Genomic DNA, 23,603 nt, shown 5'->3' with positions numbered 1-23,603 from the left:
ATCATCACTATCAAATAGATATACTTTAATCTTCCGCCCAAAATTTAACATATTTTGGGCTGTTTTTATCGGATTTCTCTTAACATTCAACACTTTTGTATATCTCAAGGTACAGCCTATTGCTAAAGAAGTATATTTGCGTCCTGGAGATGCTGTCTTAGTTTCTCTAAATTTAGGAGATTCACTCAAAGATGGATTTTATAGAATTGATCAAATTAATATTTTTGAAAGTAGTGATTTTGGCTTAAGTATAAAATTTGGTTTAAGAAAAATAAATGAAAATATGGTTTGCTATCCTCAATTATTGATTTAATATTTATTTTAATTTCAATTTGAATCCATATAAATACAAAGCAGATGTTAGGTATAAAGATTTTGTAATATAGCAATTTTATATATAACTTTTGCTTTAACTAATTTAGAACTTTTAATCTATAAAACCTTACTGTTAATGGACTAATGCGATCGCACTTTTTTTCAAGTCTCCACAGTCACGCTGTAATTTCCTCACGCTTCCAGATAAAAGTATTCTGCTTCTAGCTCAAAAATCAACTTTTGCGACTTGTAAACTAACTTTTGCAACTCGTAAACTAACTTTTGCGACTTGTAAACCAGCTTTTGTGACTCGTAAACTAACTTTTGCGACTCGTAAACTAACTTTTGTGACTCGTAAACCAGCTTTTGCGACTCGTAAACTAACTTTTGTGACTCGTAAACTAACTTTTGCGACTCCTAAACCAGCTTTTGTTAACGGATTTCAGCAAATTTACCCCCATTGTTTCTGTCTGCTAAGTTCTCTTCAATAAAAAAACGCAAATATACGCATTCCAACGCTACTTTCAGCGTTTATATACGTATAAATGCGATAAAAGTGGAAATTATTCCAGATTTAATGCACTAACGCGATCGCACGTTTTGTCAACGCCTCAGCAGTCAATCCATTAAACGCCATCAACTCGCCAGCACTGGCTGTAGTTTCCCCACGCTTCCACGCAAAAGTATCACGCTTCACTGTACTCCGTAACAGAATCGGTTCCAGCATCGCCGCAGCACCACCTGTCACAGCAATTAGCGCATCACCATCAAATAATTCGGCAAATTTCGCATCATCCAAGAAACCGCCATCAGGTTGAGAACAAGTATCCCACGCAGTATCATGGCTACGGTACAATTGCCGAGGATTGATCACAGTAATTATCTTCGCACCAATACCTTCAGTTTCTAAGAAGGCAGCAGCTTCAAATACTGGCATTAATGTTAAATCGCCAATTACAGCAAATACAACTTGTTTATCGCCAGCGACTTCATGTAATAGCACTGCACCATCGCGCAACCCTTGACGAGTTTGTTCTAAAGTTGTGCGAATTGGCAACGGCGTTTTACTAGCTGTAATCACAATTCCCTTATTCTTACTTTTCAACGCCCAGTCATAACAGACTTGAATACTGTTAGCATCAGGCGGAAATAATGGGAAAACATTTCCATTTCGCATCAACGAAGCAAAGTAAGCTTCAATTTCTGGACGTTGGTGAGTCCAACCGTTACGCCCTTGCTCTAATGCGCCTGCTGTGAATAAAGTAATAGTCGAGGGAGTTTGACGGCGCAATTCTGCCATTGCTTGCGTCACTGTTTGCCAAATTGGTAATCCGTTGATGGCAAAAGATTCGTAGGAACACCACAAAGTTCTTGCACCCATTAAGGCCAAACCCGCAGCTAAACCGGCACAAGCATCTTCACTCAATGGTTCATAAACTTGTCCATTTGGTGCTTGATAATATAAGTCGTCGGTTGTGGGGTGAATAATTTTTAATGCTTGGTTGATGTTGGCAATTCCTGATGCTTCATTCCCATCGGCGTTGGTGACTAGGAAATTCTGATCTTTCTTTCCAACTATTCCTACTAATCGTCCCATTGCGGTTGTGGAAACTTTTGGTTCACCTCCAACTGCATATTCTTCTAAAGGTAATTCGCCTAATTCTGGTAATGAGAATTCAAATTCTGTCACCACAGTCTTTGCTGCTGGTCCACCGCCTGCACGTTCTACATTTGTTCTGACTAATTGCCAAGCTTCCGCAGACAAAGCACGGGTTTGCAATGCACTGATAATATGCGGCGCATCCAGCGTATCTTTAGGATAAAGGTTGTGAGATTTTGCACCCCGCGCGTGGACTCCTGCACCTTTAAGTTGTTTAATAATGAAGACGGTAAGCTTGCCGCCCAATGCCGATCGCGCTGCTTGATCTACACCCGAAAGTACTGCTTGCGTAAATGCTAGGCGTTTCTCAAAGGAAAAGGCGGTACTATCAACGTAATCCCCTGGCTGGTTTTGATCGTCGAAATCTTTGGCATCCACTAACACCACTTCATCAAAACCGTTACCTTGCCAATATGCTTGCATCTGTTCATTGGTTTTTAGGGAAACCATACTGTGATGTTCTTGGCTGTAACCGTTCCATACCAACACCGGTAAGAAGTTGGTGACAGCAGGATAAGCAGTATGGAAATGTGCGATCGCACTTATAATATAAGGCTCACCCAATCCACCATCACCAACTGTAAAGGGGAACAACTTATCTTTGTGCAACAGTGCAGCCGCCATTGCAAAGTGTTGCCCTTGTCCCAAAGGTCCCGCAGGTGCGAGAATACCAGGGATGTAACCAGAAAGATGTCCTAAAAGTCCGTGCTTTTCTCGGAAGCGATCGCGCAATTGTTGAACTGTAAAAATTCCCATATCCTCTAGCGATCGATCCAAGAACATGGCACTATAAAATCCAGGGGCGTGGTGTCCGACTTCGGTGAGAATGTTCTTATATCCCAGCATGACAAGAGATGCGTAAGCTTCTGTTTGGCTGGCAAATCCGCCGGGATGCCCAGAAGCCTTACTACCGGTAACTTGTAAAGTCAGGTAGCGAAGAGCATCGGCAGCAAGTAAAGTTTGATATACTGCATTCGGATCTGTAGGAGATGCGATCGCTATTTTGCCCGACTCGATAGCAGGTGTTGCACCATAAGTTTCAAAATCTGGTAACGCTTCACCAAAATATTGAATACCTTCAGAAAAATCGGGAAGCGCTGAAGATGCCTTTGGGGAGATTGCAGTCATGCTGAGTACCTTATAACGATGAGATGAAACTGTAGATGCTTGTTGAATTTAACAAAAATTTTACATCTTCGAGGTTGTAACAGTTTATTGCTTTTTTGCAACGTTAGAATAAGTACTTTAAATGGTCACGCAACCAAGATTTCAGTTAGTTGAAGTAGGAAAAAAATATTAAGCAGGAAAAAAATTTATGAAATTCCCAAATGGGCCGCAAACTCCAGCAGTTGTACAGATGCTGCGCTGGATTGTTAGTCCGATGTCATTTATGGAAGCTTGTGCCAAAAGCTATGGCGAGATTTTTACTCTCAGATTAGACAAAAATCTGCCTCCTCTGATAATTGTCAGCAATCCCCAAGCGCAACAGCAAATTTTGACAAATGATACCAAGGAATTAGAAGCCCCTGGCGATTTGAATAAGGTGTTTGAACCTTTGCTGGGCAAGCATTCTGTAATTAGCATTAGCGGCGCAGAACACCAGCGTCAACGCCAGTTGTTAATGCCTCCCTTTCACGGCGAAAGAATGCGGAATTATAGTCAGGTGATTACCGATGTCACCAAGCAAGTCATCAGCCAATACCAGATAGGCAAACCCTTTAATATTCGGTCTGTTACTCAAGCTATTACCCTGCGGGTGATTATGCAAGCTGTATTTGGGCTACATGAAGGCCCTCGTGCCGAAAAACTACAGAACTTTTTGGGCGATCTTTTAGAAAAGACCAGTTCTCGGTTAAGTGTGGCTTTGCTTTATTTTCCAGCTTTGCAAAGGGATTTTGGCCCGATTAACTTCTGGGGAAAACAGATGCGCCTTCAGCAAGAAGCTGACGAACTCATCTACGAGGAAATTCGGGAACGTCGAGAACGAGGAGATTCATCACGCACGGATATTCTTAGCTTACTCATGGCTGCTAGGGATGAAACAGGTAAACCCATGACCGATCAAGAGTTGCGCGATGAATTGATCACTCTGTTAATCGCCGGTCACGAAACCACAGCTACAGCCTTAGCATGGGCATTATACTGGATTCACAAACTACCATCAGTGCGCCAAAAGCTACTACAAGAATTAGATAGCTTGGGCGATGACCCAGACCCCAGCATCATTTTCAAGTTACCCTATCTCAACGTTGTTTACTCCGAGACATTGCGGATTTACCCAGTAGCTATGCTAACCTTTCCGAGGGTAGTCAGAACATCTATATCGTTGGGCGGTTACGAACTAGAACCCGGCACAGTCCTACTTGGTTCTATTTATCTGACCCACCAACGGGAAGATATTTATCCTCAAGCGAAGCAGTTTAAGCCAGAACGCTTTTTAGAACGACAATTTTCTTCCTATGAATATTTGCCTTTTGGGGGTGGTGCTAGGCGCTGTATTGGGCTAGCATTTGCCCAGTTGGAAATGAAGCTAGCACTTGCTCAAATCCTTTCTAGTAATGAATTAGAACTAGTTAATAAAGGTGAAATACGAGCTAAACGCCGTGGTTTGGTGACAGGCCCAGATCGTCCCATCCAGATGGTTATCACGCGTCAACGTCAGGTGAAGTCTCCCATCCTACAGACAAGCACTGTTTAATACTTCGGGGGGTTGATGGTTGCGTTCAGCTAATTTTCAACTCCCATCTATAAAAGGCATTTGGATATCTTCTGCCAAGAAAGTCTCACCAAATCAAATCCGCCACTTTCCAAGCGATCGCTTCAAGTACTCAATTCGGAGATAGTTGAACTACAACTGACATATTGATTTGAATACTTGCAATAATTCGATTGAAGATTCAGAGCGAGTTATATCTAGTTTTGGCAATAATTGATAAATTGGAGGATTTCCTTGCTGTAGATATACAAACTGGTAATCCATTCCGTTGGTAGTCACACCCCAAACTGATGTTTGATTTTCTAGACTTTTGTATGCATAGGTAAGCAATTGTGGCAAGCCTTCCAAAGCATTAAAACTACTATTTTTAGATTCAATCACTAATATCCAAAAAGGCGTAGTTACTATTCTTTCTTGAGTTTTACTAACAGCTAAAATATCCATCCGTCCTTTGATGTTTGTATCTTCATCTTCAACGGAGATGTCAGCAATATTTTCTTCTAAGGTAATCTTAATACTAGAATGATAAAAACCAGCTAATTTCATTAATGGTGCGAGAAAGAGAAATTTTATTTGTCCTTCCGAGATTTTCCCTGCTGCATAGTAACTACGAAATAGATTGCTGATTTGTGACAGTTCTTGTTGTTCAAAGTCTGTGAGAGATTCCAGGCATAGTAATGATGTAATTGAACCATTTAACTGTTCTTCAAATTTTAGCAAGCGTTGAACGTCTTCCAGGTTGAGATTTCTTGCATCTAAAGTAGTAGTCATAAATTTATTCCTTTATAGCCTTTATAAGATTTGTCGTTTGAGTTGAACCTGATAAAGAGGGGCAACATTTTCATCCAGCAGATATTTGAGAGTCATTATCCAGTGTTTTTTTGATTGCATCTCTTTCAGCGATCATTTTCCTCAGTTTTATTACAACAGGCGGCGGATTGCGTCGCTGTTCTTCCTGCATTCTGTGACTCCACTCTAGCCAATCAGCTATGTAAGCACTGACTGCTTCCTTGTTATGCAGGTAATAGAGAATAGTTGCATATACTTGCTCTAAAGTTACTGATGGATAACTTTGGGAAATTTCTTCTGGAGTTTGAGCGCGATGGATGAAATCATAGAGTATGGTTTCAATTCCTACTCTTGTACCTTTGAGTCGAATATCATCAGGACGCTGAAAGTCGAAGTAATCTTCTAGTTGCATAATTTAGCTGATTATTTATCTAACCCTAAAATCATCTTACATATTTGTAAAATACTCTTGCAATAAATGGTAATGAACTGATCGCGATCGCTTTGCCCGCCGCAGGCATCGCCAAATTGTTGAATCAGTTTTTCAGTTAGTTATCTAAAATAAGATTGGAATCAGTTGATCTAATTGCTGTTAAATCTCATGCTCATGCTATATCTAGCAGAATTGTGCTTTTCTCTCAACCACAATTCTCCTTCCCCCCTCTGCCGTTAGATAATCCTGAATTATCCCCCCTACCCTCTTGCGAATTTCTAATTAGTTGATACACTTGTTCTTCATTAGCCCAGTGAACCAGCGCCTATGGTGCATATCAAGCGCGTGGAACTTACGAACTTCAAATCCTTCGGTGGCACTACTTCAGTCCCTTTGCTACCGGGATGTACTGTCATATCTGGGCCAAATGGTTCGGGTAAATCTAATATTTTAGATGCGCTGCTATTTTGTCTGGGACTCTCCAGTTCTAAGGGAATGCGAGCCGATCGCTTACCGGATTTGGTAAATAACACCCAAACGGCTAAAGGACGGGCTTCTATTGAGGCTAGCGTCACGGTAACGTTTGATTTGTCGGATGAAATCTCACACAAAGACGCAAAGGCACCAAGGGAGGAAGCAGAGGAAGCAGAGGAAGAAAATCCAAAATCGGGAGAATGGAGTGTCACTAGAAGGCTGCGAGTCACTCACCAAGGGACTTACACATCGAATTACTATATCAATGGTGAAGCTTGCACGCTGACGCAATTGCATGAGGAACTAAGTAACCTGCGGGTTTATCCTGAAGGCTATAACGTGGTGCTGCAAGGGGATGTCACCAGCATTATCTCGATGAATACGCGGGAACGTCGGGAAATTATTGATGAATTGGCTGGGGTGGCGGCGTTCGATCGCAAAATTATCCAAGCTAAATCAACTTTAGATGAGGTGAAGGAAAAGGAAGATAGCTGTCGGATTATCGAGACGGAATTAACTGCACAGCGCGATCGCCTTTCCCAAGATCGGGCGAAAGCTGAGAAATATCAAAAGCTTCGCACGGAATTTCTGGCTAAACAATCGTGGGAAGCTGTTTTATCATGGCGATCGCTACAAGCACAACAAGAAAAGTTAGTTAACGAAATTCAAAGTGGCGATCGCAATTCTACTGAACTAACTACCCAACTCACAAACCTAAATTCCGAAATTGTCCAAAAAACTGCTGAACTTGAACAACTAAATGCCCATGTAAAAGCCTTGGGAGAAGATGAACTTTTGGCGGTACAATCTACACTTGCCACCCAAGAAGCAGAACGTAAACAACTCCAGCGTCAGCTAACGGAATTAGAAACAGCTTCTCAAGAAACTGCCAAACGTCTAGCTCAAACTCAACAAGAAATTCAAAAACATCGTCTTTCCCTAGAAGAAATTGCCCAAACACAAATTGTAGAGACGCGATTCATCGCCGCTTCCCAGCACCAAAGAGATGAAGCACAGCAATCTCTAGAAACCTCCCGCGAAGCAGCCGCAGAAATTGCTTCGGCTTCGGAAGCGTGGGTGCAGCAACAAACAGCATTCAACCGTCAAATTGAAACTTTGCTGCAAACTCTGGAACCGCAACGCACCGAACAAGCACAACTCAAGGAACGCAATCACCAGTTACAGCAGCTAATCCAAGAGCAAACTCAGTTAATTGAACGCGATGAACCCGAATTAGCCGAAAAACAAGCTGAATGTAATCGAGTTGAAACGGAATTTAACGCCTCTAGCGAACCCATCCAAAATTTAGCCGAAAATCTTTCAGCCACAGAACAAGAATTGCAAATCCAACAGGAAACCCAAAAGCGACTTTTGCTAGAACAACGGGAAAAACAACGCCAGTTGGATAAAATAGAGGCGCAAGCGCAAGCACAGCAAGAAGTCCAAGGAACCCAAGCTAGTAAAGTCATTTTACAATCGGGAATGCCTGGACTTTGTGGCTTAGTTGTGCAGTTGGGAAGGGTGGAACCTCGCCATCAGCTAGCTTTGGAAATGTCTGCTGGTGGACGTTTGGGACATATTGTAGTTGAAGATGACAGCATCGCCGCAGCCGGAATTGAACTCCTCAAACAGAAACGTGCTGGGAGGGCGACTTTTTTACCACTGAATAAAATTCACGCTCCCAAATTTACTCAAGATGCAACGCTGCGTTTTGCTAACGGTTTCGTTAACTATGCTGTTAATTTAGTCGATTGCGATCGCCGTTACAAAGATGTATTCAGCTATGTTTTCGGTAACACGGTAGTATTTGCCAACCTTGAGACGGCGCGAAAAAACTTAGGACTGTATCGCATCGTCACCTTAGACGGGGAACTTCTAGAAACTAGCGGTGCAATGACTGGTGGTAGTAATACTCAGCGTTCGGCGTTGCGGTTTGGGAATGCGGAAGCGGCGGAATCTGATGAAGCGATCGCTTTGAGAAGTCGTTTGCTGGATATTGAGCGGGTTTTAGAGCGTTGTACTGAAGCGATCGCAACTTTATCAACCAGAACCAAAAAACTCACCCAAGAACTCACAGAAGCGCGTCAGGCGCGGCGTGAACAGCAGTTGCAAAGGGAACAGTTGCAGAAAGATATTAAGAGTTTAACAGCGCAATTAGAGGGGACGCGATCGCAACGAGTCCAAAATAATCAAAAGTTAGCCACTGCTCAATCCCGATTGGAAATTTTAGAGCGGGAATTACCGGGACAAGAAAATCAGTTGCAACAATTGCGACACGCTTTAGCAGAGTTGGAAGCATCTCAAACTCCCAGCGAATGGCAACAAATCCAGGCGACAATTAAAATCCAAGAGCAACAATTGCAACAACGGGAGACAGCATTACGCGAAGCTGAACAAAGATTAAAAAATTTAGAAAATCAGCAACAACGTTTGCAAGAAAAAATCCAAGAAGCAGAAACGCGAATCACCGAATACGAAACCCAACAAATCTCTTGTAGAGACGCGATGAATCGCGTCTCCAGCCAAACCACAACGATAGACGATCAAATCACCCAAACCCGCGCCAACCTCAGTCTTCTGGAACAAAATTTAGGAGAAGCGAAACAAAAACGCGACGCCACAGAACTAGAAGTGCGATCACATCTTTTACGCCAACAACAATTGCAATGGGAAATCGAAAAACTCCAAGAAACCCAACAGAAGCGGCGGGAGGAATTAGTTGCATTACAAAATCAGTTGCGGGATGTAGGAGCAGAATTACCAAATCCCTTGCCGGAAGTTCCAAATCAGGTAGACTTGGAAGAATTGCAGAAAGAATTGCGATCGCTTACCAAACGCTTACAGGCAATGGAACCTGTGAATATGCTGGCGTTGGAAGAACACGAACGCACCCAAAACCGCCTCCAGGAACTCACGCAAAAGTTGCAAACCTTAGAAGGGGAACGCACCGAACTACTTTTGCGGATTGAAAATTTTACCACATTGCGGCAACTTGCCTTTAAAGAAGCTTTCGATGCTGTCAATGAAAACTTTCAATCGATTTTTGCGATTCTTTCAGACGGCGATGGCTACCTACAACTCGAAAATCCCGAAGATCCCTTTACCAGTGGACTGAATTTAGTCGCGCACCCCAAAGGCAAACCTGTACAACGCCTATCTTCCATGTCTGGGGGAGAAAAATCACTCACAGCCTTGAGCTTTATCTTTGCCCTGCAACGCTATCGCCCATCGCCATTTTACGCTTTTGACGAAGTAGATATGTTTTTGGATGGGGCAAACGTAGAACGATTAGCTAGAATGATTAAACAACAGTCACAACAAGCGCAATTTATAGTTGTAAGTTTGCGTCGTCCGATGATAGAATCAGCCGAACGCACAATTGGCGTTACTCAAGCACGAGGAGCTTACACTCAAGTTTTGGGGATTAAGTTACAATCATCCAATACATCTGCTTGAATTTTTGTTAATAATAGTGTATAGATAAACCACGCCATGCGCGACTTTCTCTCAAACGTAACCCCCAACTCCAACCCTTTTAGGGAAGGGGAGCAAAAATCAAAGCCTCTCTCCCAGTGGGGGAGCCAGTGCGTTGCGGGGGTTCGCCCCGTAGCAACTGGCGTGAAAGGTTTTGAGAGGGGTTTCAAGAATAAGTTGCACATCGCGTTAAACCGGATTCGAGATCAGGACTCGGTATAGAATGACCTCTGAACAGATAATTAGGCGTTCCGACATATTAAATACCCAGGTGATTACCCGCGACAACGGTAAGCGGCTAGGCATCATCAGTCAAGTCTGGGTTGATATTGATCAACGAGAGGTTGTGGCTCTTGGTTTGCGAGACAGCCTGATCTCTATTTCGGGCATACCGCGCTATATGTACCTCAACAACGTCAACCAGATTGGTGATGTCATCCTGGTTGATAACGAAGATGTAATTGAAGATATCGAAGTTGAATCTCTCAGTAATCTGATTAGCTGGGAAGTAATTACAGAAACAGGTGAAGTATTAGGCAAAGTTCGGGGCTTCAAGTTCAACGCCGAAACCGGGAAGCTTAAATCCATAGTTATTGCTTCTTTAGGATTGCCCCAAATTCCCGATCAATTTCTGAGTACTTACGAGTTCTCAGTAGATGAAATTGTCAGCACTGGCCCGAATCGCTTGATTGTCTTTGAGGGAGCCGAAGAACGGGTGAACCAGTTGACAGTTGGTTTACTAGAGCGTCTGGGTATCGGCAAAGCACCTTGGGAGCGCGATACAGAAGAAGAATACGGCTATACTCCACCGCGCCAAGTTGCACCAGGCAATCAACTGCCGGCTGGAATGCCATTGCAGCCACCCAAGCAGAGAGTTCGCGCCCCCCAACCCGTAGCGCGGGAAGAGGAATGGAATGAAGACTATGTGGAAGAAGAAAGGCCACAGCGTCAGGTAATGAAGGCGCGTCAGTATGAATCTATTCAATACGAAGAAGACGAGGAAGAAGACAATTGGAGCGAGGCTACGGGTAACGACAGGTATCAACAACCGGAACCGCTAAAATATGATGCCCAGCCTATCAGTAAGCCTTATGTTGATGAATACGATGATTATGACGACGTAGAGGGCGATGCTTGGGAAGATGCACCGAAGCCGGTGAATATTCCTAAGAAGGTTAAGGAAAGACAGCCAGAATACGAAGAAGAAGGCGGATATTAATTCGTAATACTTCTCTACGAGAGGCTGCGCTCAGTACAAGTTCGTAATTCAACCGGAAAATTACGAAATATTTTAAGATTAATTTAGCCCTTTCCTTAATTACAAGGAAAGGGCTAATCTTTTAGAACGCAGTAGAGTACGTTAACGACAGCGTAAAGCACCGTCTAATTCTAAGAGACAAATACCTGTGGCCAAGTTGTGATTACAAAAACTACAACTGCGGCGATCGCTAATAACCCTTGAATCAAATTTCCAACCAAAGATCCGACGACAATTCCAATACCCGCCTTAACGGCTAACCCGAATTCACGTCGGTAAAGATACTCACCAATAATTGCTCCCACAAGCGGCCCTAGTAAAATTCCTAACAGTGGCCCCCCAAAAGGTAACGTTGGTAATAATCCCAGAAATCCCACTACCAAACCGACAATTGCGCCAATTTGCCCCCACTTGCTAGCTCCAGCTTGTCTTGCTCCCACATAGCTAGCTAAAAAATCCACTCCCACACTGAGAAGTAAAACAATAATTGTCACAATTAGGGGAATCTTGATCGCTGCAAAAGAACTACTAACGACTCCCCAGACGATAATTGCAATTAAGATTAAGCTGCTCCCAGGAATAGCTGGAACTACCGCACCGATAATACCCACAACCATTACGGCAAGTAATAGCCAATAAATAATTTGCATAGATAAAATTGTAAATTTCTAAATTTCCTAGTAGTAGGGGCGCACATCTGTGCGCCCCTACTATATATTGTATCTGTACCGTTTACTAACCCAAACCCATAACCACAGGCGTAGTGATAGCACAAGCCGTTCGTACTGAGTAACTGAACTTCCTAAACACTCCAAGATAAACCTCAAAACCCATGACGAGAAAAATTTTAACTGGACTGAGTTCAGCAGCGTACGAACACCCCTTTGATCGCAAAGCCTTGGCTTCTTTGCAAAATATGCCCGGTGTCTCCCTGCTACTCAAAAAAGTTAATGAATACGGCATCGATCGCTTACTCAGACTGCAAAGCCTTGGTAGTGAAATCAGAATTTCGCCCCGTAATTTTCCCCAATTGCATCAGACTTTTGTAGAAACCTGCCAAATTCTTGATGTTGCTCCACTTCCTGAATTGTATCTGTTTCGAGGCACCGGTCATATTCAAACCTACATTGTTGGGGTGGAAAAACCTCTTGTTGGGATCAATTTAGATGCAATGGAGTGGCTTGACGCAGATGAGTTGCTTTACGTTTTCGGACACGAAGTCGCTCGCATCAAGAGCCAGCATATGGTGTATCACCAAATGGCAATTGTGATGCCAACTTTGAAAAATTTGTTGAGCAGTACCACACTGGGGGTAGGTGGCTTAGTAGCTGGTGGAATGGAACTGGGTTTGTATAATTGGCGAATGATGGCTAGATTCACTGCTGATCGGGCTGCAATGCTTGCTTGTCAAGATATTGACGTAGCAACTACTACACTGATGAAACTCGCAGGTTTGCCACATGACTACTTGACTCCTCCTGTGATCGAAGATTTCCTCGTCCAAGCTCGTGAGTTTGCATCGAATAACTTAGATAGTGTGGATAAAGTCACCAAAATATTAAGCTATACAGAATCAGGACTTTCGTGGGTAGTTATGCGGGCTGGTGAGTTATTAAAATGGGTTGATTCAGGAGAATATGATAATTTAATTCAACAGCAAAATTTAAAGGCACCGGAAGAAGCCGAAGAAAAAGAAGGAAATACACCGTCAGAAAAGGAAGGGTGGAATTTTTTGACTTCTTGGTGATTGAATTTTAGATTTTGGATTGCTGATTTTAGATTAAATTCTAAACTAGCGAATCAGCTAAGTACACGTCACTGTAAAAGGGGTTCGGAAATATTGAGACTTGATGTTGGGTTCGACTTCGTTCTACCCAACCTACAAATGATTAAATTCCATACCCTTTTTGTGGTGTTCTGTACTAAGTACTAAGAGTAACGGCTAATTTATCAGCAATTCCGGCAATCCAGTTTTCATCTTGTTTGGTATAACTCCGAGGAGCATTCGCTGCCAAAATCAGCGCACCTTGGTTGCCAATAGGTTGACAAATTACACCTTGAGTATTTTCTGGTAAATAATCAAATTCCAGCCTACCTGGATATACTGTTAGCACAACTAGATAAATTGGCTTTTGTTTTTCGAGTACTTGTTTTAAGATTACTCCTGGTACAACCTCAGATTTAGTACCTAGAATGCCGCGACGCAACAAAACTTTACCTTGATAAAAAACCACAAGCGATCGCGTTACTGTATTAGTCAACAATAAATGAGATGCCCAGGCTAACTCAGTTTTCACGGCTTCTGGTAAATCTGCTGCTAGTACAAAACCTTCTTCTCCAATTAGTTCTACAGTATCAGGCGATCGCGGCTGAACTTGCTGCCAAATTAAACCCGTCAAAATTAACACCGCACTCAAAATCACGCCCACCACATCACCACGCGCTTGGGATTGAGTTAGTTCCACTGTCAATAAACGGTTAATCAGCAAAAGCACAGCGCCTAACCCACCTACGACAAGGGGTAGACGCCGCAAAACTCGATTAGGATCAGGTTTAGTCATTAGTCATTAGTCATTGGGAATTGAGCATTAATCAATAAGTTCTCCTCCCCTGCCTCCCCTTCTCCCCCTGCCTCCCCTGCCTCCCCTGCTCCCTCATTTCCTCACTCCTCCCCTGGTTCAATAATCCTCTGGAAAAGATAACCAGTACCCCGCGCTGTGAGAATCAATTCTGGGTTGCTAGGATCATCTTCTAACTTTGCCCGCAAACGGGATATATGTACATCTACTACGCGGGTATCCACATGGCGTTCTGGTGTATAACCCCAAACTTCCTGTAAAATTTCCGAACGAGAAAAAGCTTCTCCAGAGCGACTCACTAACAACTCTAACAAGCTGAACTCCATACCCGTCAATCGAATCCGCTCATCACCTTTGTAAACTTGTCGCTTATTCGTATCGATTTTAATAATAGCGACATGGATCACCCCAGAACTAGGAATGCCAGAACCACCGGTTTTATCTACCCGCCGCAACACTGAGCGAATTCGAGCTTCTAGCTCCTTGGGGGAAAATGGTTTAACTACGTAGTCATCAGCACCCAATTCTAGCCCAGTGATGCGATCGGCTACATCCCCCAAAGCTGTTAGCATAATAATGGGCACATCTGATTCTTTTCGTAATTCTTGACATACACCATACCCGTCTAGCTTTGGCATCATTACATCCAAAACTACCAAGTCAGGATCAGTTTTGCGAAAAATTTCTAAAGCTTCTTCCCCGTCGCCAGCCGTCACTACATCGTAGCCAATCATGGAAAGGCGCGTTTCCAAAATCCGGCGAATGCTGGCTTCGTCGTCTACCACCAAGATTTTTTCTTTATGGCTTTCCAAGTTTCTCCAGGCTCCTTCACTAAAAATTTACATGATTAATTTTTAATACCATAATATTAAGATATCATTCCATCAATTGATTTGGAAAAAGCTCTAAATACTACTATGATTAGATTTTAGTTTTTTTCAAGAATTAAGTAAATATTAAGATTATTTAATAATATTTAAGAATGGCAAAGCCAAAAACCTTTTTTGTTTGTAACGATTGTGGAGCAGAATCCCCCCAGTGGTTTGGTAAATGTCCAGCTTGCGGCACTTACAACTCTTTGGAAGAACAAATTTCTATTCAATCCTCAGTAGATGTACCCAGTCGGGGGGGAGTGAGTAGTTGGCAATCAACTCACACCAATGGCAAATCTCACGCTAAACCAGCGAAAGCGCGAGCCTCCTTAACATTTGACCAAATTACCGATCGCCAAATTGCCCGTTGGGAGTCTGGTTATGGAGAATTGGATCGCGTACTTGGGGGTGGGATTGTCCCCGGCTCTATGGTGCTGATTGGTGGTGATCCTGGTATCGGTAAATCTACTCTATTATTGCAAGTATCAAATCAATTAGCGCAAAAATATCGCATCCTTTACGTAACTGGTGAAGAATCGGGACAACAGGTAAAATTACGAGCTTCTCGCTTGGGAGTATCAAAAAACCTCAGTGTGGTGAATGAGGAGAATGTTACAGTAGTAGAGACTACACTTCCCATAGATCCTGACAGTATAGGTGCAGATTTATATGTACTGCCGGAAACAGATTTAGAAGAAATTTTACGCGAAATAGACTCTCTAAAACCAAACGTGGCGGTGATTGATAGTATCCAAACGGTGTTCTTTCCGGCGCTGACTTCTGCACCAGGTTCGGTGGCTCAGGTACGGGAATGTACCGCAGCACTGATGAAGGTGGCGAAGCACGAAGATGTGACGATGCTGATTGTAGGACACGTCACCAAAGAAGGAGCGATCGCTGGGCCGAAAGTTTTAGAACATTTAGTTGATACGGTGTTGTATTTTGAAGGCGATCGCTTTGCCTCCCATCGGTTATTACGGACAGTCAAAAACCGCTTCGGCGCAACTCACGAAATCGGCATCTTTGAAATGGTGACAGATGGATTGCGGGAAGTTGCCAACCCCTCAGAGCTATTTTTAGGCAACCGTGACGATCCTGCTCCTGGTACAGCGATTGTAGTTGCTTGTGAAGGTACTCGCCCCATCGTTGTCGAGTTGCAAGCTTTGGTGAGTCCCACTAGCTACCCTTCCCCTCGCCGGGCTGGAACTGGTGTAGACTACAACCGCCTAGTGCAAATTCTCGCCGTCTTAGAAAAACGGGTGGGAATTCCGATGTCCAAGTTAGATTCTTACGTTGGTTCTGCGGGTGGGTTGAATGTGGAAGAACCGGCGGTAGATTTGGGAATAGCGATCGCCATCGTTGCCAGTTTCCGCGATCGCATCGTTGATCCGGGTACAGTATTAATCGGTGAAGTTGGGTTAGGGGGACAAGTGCGATCGGTTTCCCAAATGGAACTGCGGTTGAAAGAAGCTGCAAAGTTGGGATTTAAACGAGCGATCGTCCCAAAAGGAACCAAATTTCCCGACCTTAATATTGAAATATTACCAGTATCTAAAGTAATAGATGCAATTATCGCCGCTATCCCACATCAGGAACTAACAAATGACGATTTAGAACCCGATGAAGATGAGTAACCATAGCTTTGCTTTTTCAGCTGTTGGGGGGATGAATACAGTAAAATACCACAGCAAAGGAGAATCCAGCATGACAACCCTAAGCCAAGACTATCAAATCACTTGGGAAAAACTACCCGATGATTACAAACTGCCAGATGATCCAGTGGACAACATCAACCAACCAGCCTTAGCAGCTGCACTTACACAAAGCTTAGAACTTGCCGGAAAACTCCCACCCAATGCGCTCACACCAACTAATTACGGCATCTGCGCCACATTAAATGGCAAAATCGTCGTTAAAGCTCCAGACTGGGCGTATATTCCGAAAATCGGTGTTGATAGAGAAGAAGTAATACGCAGTTATACCCCGCAACTACAAGGAGACATCCCCGTAATTGTGATGGAATTCCTTTCTGATACAGAAGGCGGGGAATATTCCATTAAACCCACCTATCCCCCCGGTAAATGGTTTTTTTACGAGTGCGTCTTAAAAGCTCCAAACTACGCCATTTTTGAACCCGATAGCGGCAATTTAGAAGTTTATCGCTTAGATAACAATACAGGCAGGTACATTGTACAAACCTCCAACGAAAACCAACGTTACTGGATAGGGGAAATGAATCTTTACCTTGGCATCTGGCAAGGTATGCGTGAAAACCGCACAGGAAAATGGTTGCGGTGGTGGGATGAACAAGGAAACCTTTTACTCTGGGGTACAGAATTAGCTGAACAAGAACGCCAACGTGCCGAACAAGAACGCCAACGTGCTGAACAAGAACGCCAACGCGCCGAACGACTAGCAGCACAATTGCGGGCTGTGGGGATTGAACCTGAAGATTAGACTTTTTGCAAAGAATTTAGATTTGCGAGATTAGCGAAAAATTTGCTAAATCTAGCATTTTTTTAGAGGGATGAAATTTTCAATAATAATGTCTTGCGCTGTGTTAGAATTCTGCGATCGCCTGCTGAAAGTGAGTTTACCAGAACTTACGCAAACAATAGCTAAAACCCTGATTTTGAGGTAAGGGCAATACCCTGCGGTCAGCTAAAGCTAGATGAATTGCCTCAGAGTGCGCGTAGTTTTGCGTAAGTCCTATTTACGATCGGCTTTGCCTGTTTTCGGAAAGGTCTATTATTGCCAATACTTCGCACAGAGTTAAGTATGGTCAAATCGCTGAAACTCTAACCACTCCTAGAACGGGATATTTTTTTCAGCATTGGGTTTAGGCTAACCTGGAAAAAATGCGTCGTTTTTGCCAGAGCATACCCTGTAAGGCTTTCAGTATCGTTCTAAAATTGTCCGAAGTATTGATTTCCCTAACCACTGACAGAGAAATTAGTTTATCCTGGAAACAGAAAAAGATTAAGAAATTTTAAATTCTGCTCCTACTGTACTCATGCAATGTATTGTTAATCGCCGCGCCCAGTTTTCAGCAAGTCATCGCTATTGGTTGCCAGAATTGAGTGAAGCCGAGAATATTAAAAAATTTGGTGCTTGTTCTAGATTTCCTGGACACGGACATAACTATGTCTTATTTATATCCCTAGCTGGGGAATTGGATAGATATGGCATGGTGCTGAACTTGTCTGATGTGAAACACGTAATCAAACGGGAAGTTAGCAGTCAATTGGACTTCTCTTATCTCAACGATGTGTGGGCAGAATTTCAAGAAACTCTACCCACCACTGAGAATATTGCACGGATTATCTGGCAGCGTCTAGCACCCCATTTGCCTCTAGTCCGTGTGCAATTATTTGAACATCCTGAACTTTGGGCAGATTATATGGGAAACACAATGGAAGCCTACCTCACCACCAGTACTCATTTTAGCGCCGCCCATCGGCTAGCTGATCCTAACCTCAGTAACGAAGAAAACACTGAGATTTATGGTAAGTGCGCTCGTCCCCACGGTCACGGACACAACTATCATTTAGAAGTAACTGTCAAAGGTAAAATTGACCCACGTACTGGCATGATTATTGATTTAGGTGCGCTGAATCAAGTGGTAGAAGATTATGTGATTGAGCCATTCGATCACACCTTTTTAAACAAAGATATTTCTTACTTTGCCGAAGTTGTGCCCACTGCTGAGAATATCGCACTTTACATTAGTAATTTACTGCGATCGCCTATTCAGGAATTGGGAGCTAAACTTTACAAAGTAAAATTGATTGAAAGTCCCAATAACTCCTGCGAAATCTACTGTACTGAGTCAGAATCAGATTCAGCCAGTGCAGCCATGAATCAGCCAATATTAGCACGAGTTTAGGTAATTGAAAATTTAGGCATAGGACATAGGGAATTTATATCATCCCAATGCCCAATGCCCAACTAGAAAAGTTTACTAACTAAACAGTTGAAACCAGGTAGCAAAGGACTTGTCAATTCATCTTGACTAAATAAAGTAATTGCTAACTTTAATGCAGCCTGTTCACGACGATAAACTTCAACTTTCTTCTGTATAGAATCACAAATCCAATATTCCTGAACCCCTTGCACCGAGTACAACTTTAGCTTTGTTTCCTTGTCGCGGTTCTCGTTTTTTGCACCGGGAGATAAAACCTCTACTACTAACTCTGGTGCGCCTGTCAGGTGTCCAGCCTTATCTAGCAAGTATTTTAAACGTTCATGACTTGCCCACACCACATCAGGGATCACATTGTCAGAATCTGAGAAAATAATTCCAGGTGCGATCGCAGCCTGACCTAAACCATTTTCATCTGACCAAATCTTAAGAACTGTAACAATATTGGCGCAGCTCGTTTGATGATCCCAGTTAGGCGCTTTAGTCACAAATAGTTCTCCATCAATAATCTCATAGCGATTCCTGCGATCGCTAGCAAAGAACTCTAGATCAGCAGTCGTCCAACGCACTGGAGCTGTTTGCATAGAAACCCCCTAGCATTTTCCTAAATCATATTTTAAAAATACCGACGACGGGCGGAATGTCGCAAATAGCGATAAATGCCCCAAGCTAAAACTCCAAAAAAGAGATTTAATAAAAAGCGACTAAATATAAACCATAAAATATCACGATCAAAAAGTTTCGACGGACTCAAAGGACTAAGAATCCTGACTAAGAGAAACAGCCCAAAAATAGCATTTCCACCCAGCACCAGGGCAAACAGCACTAAACTCCTCTGCCAGTAACGCCGCTGGGGTGTACGGTGCAAAATCAGGGTAATGGCGGGTTTACCTTGCACTTTTCGGAGTAATTGTTCTAGCCGCCAAAACATCCACAATAGAAATGGAAATAAACCATAGCTAAGGAAATGCAGGGGTAGTGAGTAACGCCAAGCACTAGATAGGACATTAACTAGGGCATGACAGATTAGAGAATTTAGCCAAGCCCTAAAAATGAAATTCCTGTCTCGATTTAACCGAGTGTGCGAGGAAATGTATATTGCCAAGGCATACCCCCAAGGCGCAGAAAACATGGCATGTACTGGCGTGCCAATAATACGGTCAAAAATTGATGCGGTATCGTGGAAAAGGTAAATCCAGTTCTCCTCGGCAGTAAATCCAAGGGCAACGGCTATAGTGAACAAGAAAACGGTAGACTGAAGTAATCGATACCTGCGTTGTAGATAGCAGGTTGGGACAACAACTGCTATCAACTTGCAGCCTTCTTCAATTAAACCCACTTCTACCAGCTGTCGCAAGGCTATACCAGGAAGCGTAGACGCGCAGCGGCTTGTCGGCAGACATCGCTTGATCTGATGCCAGTCTACAAAAGAGTTGGCGACAGTTTCAAAAATCCATTCGAGGCTCAGGGCTAAGATCCCAGATATTACCCCGATGATAAAGAACATCAGCAACTTTACCAGAGGTGGGGCAAATGGCACCCGATAGTAGTAGTAGCCTAGCAGCAGCAACGGTGGTATTGCTGCCCATAGCAGTAGAGATAAATCAACCACTCACCTGAGCAATTATTGTGCGGTGACGGTGAGTATTGTTAGTGATAGTGGGAGTTTGGAAACCCGCTTCAACAATAGCCTGCTCAATGTCCAAAGCAAAATATTCATCTAAATACGGTTCAGTACTTTTAAGCAACGTCAAAATGTAAGCTGGCATTTTCTGGTAAACTTCAGATTTGGGATTCATGTCCATGATTGCCAAGTAGCCACCCGGACGCAGCACACGCCGCATTTCAGCTAAAATCTGTCGGGTTCCTGATTGGGGCAATTCGTGGCACATCAGGAAAATGGAAACTAAATCAAAAGAGGCATCAGGTAGTCCAGTAGATTCAGCTTGGGCATGAAGCCAGTTGATTTTAGCTTGACGTTGTTGGGCGCGGTAATTGGCAACGGCTAAGAAGTAGGGAGATAAGTCCAAGCCGATAATTTTAGCTTGAGAATAAACTGCTTGTAAGGCAAAACTACTCAAGCCAACACTACACCCTACATCTAAGATATTTTGCGGCTCGTTAGGGATTTGACTTTTGAGGATATTGTGGTAACTTTGGCGCAGCATCGGATCGCCTTGTGCTTCAGCGTCCTGCCAAATCTTAGCGTGGACAGCGTAAGCAGCAGGTTCTACCTCAAAAGCGGCTTGCCAACTGAGATTTCCGGTTTCGTAGGCATGGAATGAGGTGACGTAGTAATCGGGGTAGGAAAGCTGGGGATTTTCTACTTGAGCTAGATCAGCATTCCAATCAAGCGCCTGTAGTGTCTCGACTTCTTGCGTCCAAGGCACACCAATTGTCTCGGCACGTTTAATCATCATTTGTCTAGCTTGATGTTTGGCTAGGTTGGCTAAAGGCTTGATTGCCAATATTCCATTCACCAAGCGGGAAGCAAAGCCAAGATTAGTGTTTACAGCAGCAGTCATAAATCAGTTTGCAGTTAACAGCCTTTTCTACTTATGACATACTTGCTGGACAGCAGTCTAGAAGTAAATAGAAACTTGACATCTGGAGATTGGCGAGCTGCGTTCAGGGGCTGCAAATAACCTTGAACTCAGCACCAGAGGCTTCCTTCAGTCGGCTGCAAAGCGATTGTTAGATCGCGACAGACTTCGCAATCTTCGCAAGCAATCGCAATGCTTCATTGACGGAAGCCGAATCTCGAAATATCTCTGCTACATCTGGATCAAGAACCACAACATTACTTGATTGCACATAAGCTTCATAGTACTTGCCACGAACACCGCCTGAGAAATCGTACTCAGGTCTCATCTCATCATTGGCTGTTATTTCAGGTTCCTGACTCATAGCTTCTTCTTTCCTGTCGAGTGGCTAGGATGAGGGAGACAAGGGGGATGAGGGGGATGAGGGAGACGAGGGAGATGAGGGAGACGAGGAGAATAAACAATGCCCAATGCCCAATGCCCAATGCCCAATGCTCAATGCTCAATGCCCTATTTTACAGTATTAGGCTTGAGAGCTAACAACATCTCCAATTGACTGGTGGATTTATTCGGGCTAGTGGCGGTAACACCAAAACCACGAATGGAACCCAGGATGGTGATGGTATCGGCGTTCCTCCCGATAAAACTATTGATCAGGGGCACAGTTTTAGTTTTATCCATATCCAGGTAGAAATAGCCGGCGTTGGGCTTTTGCAAAGAACCAGTAACGGCTTTGAAGGCGTCGCTATTGTCAAGAGATTGATTTTTGCGATCGCTCACTGCCTCAGCAATTGGGCCACCAAGAGCTACAAATAAAGTATCTTGATCCAGCCAACCATGCGCCAATAAAGCTCCTTGTCGGGGAATTTGCCATTCAGTTACATCTTTACCACCAATATTTCTGTTGGAGATGTTGATTTGTTGGGTTTTGGCGAGGATATCCAATTTTGTGAAAGTGGCTTCGGCAGTTTTGCGATCGCTAGTATCAAATACTAAAGCACCTCCAAAACCAACACTTGCTAACACCCCTTGATTTGATGGAATCGCACCAAAGGCGAATTCCCCATTCATCCAGCCAAAAATATCCTTATCCAGGTCAATATTCACAAATTTCAGTTGCGATCGCACTTGTTCCAAAGCTTGCTTCATTTGGGGATAATCTTTGGACTGTTCTACTACCGTTTCCCAGCCACGGCTGATGCCACTTCCGCTAATCAGAGCAAAGGTATCAATCGGAAATTGCTCGACTATATTCCCAGGAGTTGATTGATACTGAAATTTATTTAGTTGCGGATCTAAATTGGCGATCGCTTTTAGCCGCACTCCTGCATCATCAACACCAACACCCGCTACCACAGATTTTATCTGCTTAAGTTGCGTCAGGGTTTGTGCAGGTAACTGCTTTGCCTGCGGACTTGCGGCTGATAATTGCTGTACCATGCCTGCATAGTCTGGTACATAAATTTGGGCGAGGCTGTTTTTAACATCCACTCCTTGGTTGAGAATGCTGCTGGCATCTTCTTTACTGGCAAAAGAAGACTGTCCCTTAAAGGTGTCAATTGCTTTTTCTACAGCTTGCTTTTCCGGGGCTAATACCAAGTGAGTATTATTTAAAACTACACTATATGTAGGCTTGCCATTTTGTGTAGTTTCGATAATTTTTTGACCTTGGTAGTCAGATTCCTGGAATTTCACCCCTTTTTCTGACTTCAATTTATTCGCAAAATTCAAGGCGCTGAGTTTGTCTTTGATTCCCACCACTATCAGGATATTCGGTTTCTGCTGTAAATTTGTTGGTACATTAAGTGCCCCAGATGGCACGTTTAACTGCACCTGCTTGACAGGATTTGCTGGCAGTACAGCAATCATCACACCACTAGCCCAAGGCTTTATGTCTTTTTCATAAGAAAGGTTACTGTTACTGAACACTTGCTTATTGAAATTTTCCAGACCTTTTGCCACTAACTTTTGTGCTTCTGGAGTGCCAAACTGCTGTAACTTTGCCCAGCCTTGAGAGTCAGTAGTAATATAAGTTGCCATCAATGCTGTTGAAGGTACAACTTTCGCACTGTCTAGAGCGTCGGAACTACCTCCTGATGGGCTTTTAAAATACGTGTAAGCCGCTATACTTCCAGCTACAACTACAGCAGCACCAACAGCAGGAATGAAAAACTTTGATTTACTTTCAGGCATTTTGTTATCCTCATTTTGCTCAGATTGTCGTCGAGATTTATACAAGTGTCATTGTATTTGCGGATTTGTTCATAATTTTCGCTCATTGATCGGTATTTACTGATAAAATTAGTAGTGCTATAAGTTAGCGGTCTAAAATTACTCTCAAAAAATACTTCAAAGGGATGATGAGCGAATCCGCAAATGCTATGCTGTTCATCTCAAACAAAATAGCCTGTTTAGCAGTAGCAAGCTATCCTAAGTTATAAGAATAATTAGGAGTTTTTGTAGTTAACGAGAATCGATCGAGGTGCAAGAGACTCTTGACCCGATGACAAAAAAGTGCAAAATATCAGGAAAAGTAAATGCGGTAGGGATATGGAAAAAGTCCAAAGA

At 43.2% G+C, this 23,603-nt stretch carries 19 protein-coding genes; 8 read left to right on the top strand and 11 right to left on the bottom strand.

Features of this window, described 5'->3' with window-relative positions:
• Positions 1–313, top strand: a 313-nt coding sequence (locus tag HWQ38_RS17885) for a hypothetical protein (RefSeq protein ID WP_292795884.1), incomplete at its 5' end; no start/stop codon positions are given.
• A 576-nt stretch (positions 314–889) separates the two neighbouring features.
• Here HWQ38_RS17885 and HWQ38_RS17880 read toward each other — a convergent pair.
• Positions 890–3,103 (bottom strand): phosphoketolase, encoded by a 2,214-nt coding sequence (locus HWQ38_RS17880; RefSeq protein ID WP_292795881.1) that lies wholly within the window; start codon positions 3,101–3,103, stop codon positions 890–892.
• A gap of 187 nt (positions 3,104–3,290) precedes the next feature.
• Between HWQ38_RS17880 and HWQ38_RS17875 the strand changes: the two genes are divergently transcribed.
• Complete coding sequence (locus HWQ38_RS17875; RefSeq protein WP_292795878.1) at positions 3,291–4,673, top strand: cytochrome P450; 1,383 nt, start codon at positions 3,291–3,293, stop codon at positions 4,671–4,673.
• A 150-nt stretch (positions 4,674–4,823) separates the two neighbouring features.
• Here the strand turns inward: HWQ38_RS17875 and HWQ38_RS17870 are convergent, their stop codons facing one another.
• Entirely contained in the window at positions 4,824–5,462 is a 639-nt protein-coding gene (locus HWQ38_RS17870; RefSeq protein ID WP_292795875.1) for a restriction endonuclease subunit R, read from the bottom strand.
• Between the two features lie 70 nt (positions 5,463–5,532).
• Entirely contained in the window at positions 5,533–5,892 is a 360-nt protein-coding gene (locus tag HWQ38_RS17865) for a DUF433 domain-containing protein (protein WP_292795873.1), read from the bottom strand.
• A 348-nt stretch (positions 5,893–6,240) separates the two neighbouring features.
• Between HWQ38_RS17865 and smc the strand changes: the two genes are divergently transcribed.
• Positions 6,241–9,843 carry a chromosome segregation protein SMC gene (gene smc / locus HWQ38_RS17860; RefSeq protein ID WP_292795872.1) on the top strand — a complete coding sequence of 1,201 codons (3,603 nt, stop codon included), beginning with the start codon at positions 6,241–6,243 and terminating at the stop codon, positions 9,841–9,843.
• Positions 9,844–10,084: 241 nt separating this feature from the next.
• The gene (locus tag HWQ38_RS17855) at positions 10,085–11,080 is read left to right on the top strand and encodes a PRC-barrel domain-containing protein (RefSeq protein ID WP_292795870.1); all 996 of its coding nucleotides are present in this window, start codon (positions 10,085–10,087) and stop codon (positions 11,078–11,080) included.
• Between the two features lie 170 nt (positions 11,081–11,250).
• On the opposite strand, the gene HWQ38_RS17850 is transcribed toward HWQ38_RS17855, so the two are convergent.
• Entirely contained in the window at positions 11,251–11,769 is a 519-nt protein-coding gene (locus HWQ38_RS17850; RefSeq protein WP_292795867.1) for a DUF456 domain-containing protein, read from the bottom strand.
• A gap of 182 nt (positions 11,770–11,951) precedes the next feature.
• Between HWQ38_RS17850 and HWQ38_RS17845 the strand changes: the two genes are divergently transcribed.
• Complete coding sequence (locus HWQ38_RS17845) at positions 11,952–12,866, top strand: M48 family metallopeptidase (RefSeq protein WP_292795864.1); 915 nt, start codon at positions 11,952–11,954, stop codon at positions 12,864–12,866.
• Between the two features lie 175 nt (positions 12,867–13,041).
• Here HWQ38_RS17845 and HWQ38_RS17840 read toward each other — a convergent pair whose 3' ends face one another.
• The gene (locus HWQ38_RS17840) at positions 13,042–13,680 is read right to left on the bottom strand and encodes a cofactor assembly of complex C subunit B (protein ID WP_292795861.1); all 639 of its coding nucleotides are present in this window, start codon (positions 13,678–13,680) and stop codon (positions 13,042–13,044) included.
• Between the two features lie 101 nt (positions 13,681–13,781).
• A complete protein-coding gene (rpaB, locus tag HWQ38_RS17835; RefSeq protein WP_292795858.1) occupies positions 13,782–14,510 on the bottom strand; it encodes a response regulator transcription factor RpaB in 729 nt (242 codons plus the stop codon).
• A 170-nt stretch (positions 14,511–14,680) separates the two neighbouring features.
• On the opposite strand from rpaB, the gene radA reads away from it, so the two are divergent.
• From radA to HWQ38_RS17820, 3 genes are all read left to right on the top strand, one after another.
• Positions 14,681–16,204, top strand: a complete 1,524-nt coding sequence (radA, locus tag HWQ38_RS17830) for a DNA repair protein RadA (protein ID WP_292795856.1) — start codon at positions 14,681–14,683, stop codon at positions 16,202–16,204.
• 70 nt (positions 16,205–16,274) lie between these two features.
• The gene (locus tag HWQ38_RS17825; RefSeq protein ID WP_292795853.1) at positions 16,275–17,027 is read left to right on the top strand and encodes a Uma2 family endonuclease; all 753 of its coding nucleotides are present in this window, start codon (positions 16,275–16,277) and stop codon (positions 17,025–17,027) included.
• Between the two features lie 556 nt (positions 17,028–17,583).
• A complete protein-coding gene (locus HWQ38_RS17820) occupies positions 17,584–18,456 on the top strand; it encodes a 6-carboxytetrahydropterin synthase (RefSeq protein WP_292795850.1) in 873 nt (290 codons plus the stop codon).
• 62 nt (positions 18,457–18,518) lie between these two features.
• On the opposite strand, the gene HWQ38_RS17815 is transcribed toward HWQ38_RS17820, so the two are convergent.
• The 5 genes from HWQ38_RS17815 to HWQ38_RS17795 form a co-directional block, all read right to left on the bottom strand.
• Positions 18,519–19,076: a Uma2 family endonuclease gene (locus tag HWQ38_RS17815; protein WP_292795848.1), complete on the bottom strand. Its 558-nt coding sequence runs from the start codon at positions 19,074–19,076 to the stop codon at positions 18,519–18,521.
• 32 nt (positions 19,077–19,108) lie between these two features.
• Positions 19,109–20,104 (bottom strand): PrsW family glutamic-type intramembrane protease, encoded by a 996-nt coding sequence (locus HWQ38_RS17810; RefSeq protein ID WP_292795846.1) that lies wholly within the window; start codon positions 20,102–20,104, stop codon positions 19,109–19,111.
• Positions 20,097–21,017: a class I SAM-dependent methyltransferase gene (locus HWQ38_RS17805; protein WP_292795843.1), complete on the bottom strand. Its 921-nt coding sequence runs from the start codon at positions 21,015–21,017 to the stop codon at positions 20,097–20,099. The genes HWQ38_RS17810 and HWQ38_RS17805 overlap by 8 nt, the downstream gene beginning before the upstream one ends.
• A 169-nt stretch (positions 21,018–21,186) precedes the next feature.
• Positions 21,187–21,399 carry a hypothetical protein gene (locus HWQ38_RS17800; protein ID WP_292795841.1) on the bottom strand — a complete coding sequence of 71 codons (213 nt, stop codon included), beginning with the start codon at positions 21,397–21,399 and terminating at the stop codon, positions 21,187–21,189.
• A 146-nt stretch (positions 21,400–21,545) separates the two neighbouring features.
• Positions 21,546–23,228 (bottom strand): DUF3352 domain-containing protein, encoded by a 1,683-nt coding sequence (locus HWQ38_RS17795; protein ID WP_292795839.1) that lies wholly within the window; start codon positions 23,226–23,228, stop codon positions 21,546–21,548.
• Positions 23,229–23,603: the final 375 nt, after the last annotated feature.

Source organism: Nostoc sp. NMS7, from assembly GCF_017115085.1.
Lineage (GTDB): Bacteria > Cyanobacteriota > Cyanobacteriia > Cyanobacteriales > Nostocaceae > Nostoc.
This window is presented reverse-complemented; position numbering and strand designations above follow the sequence as displayed.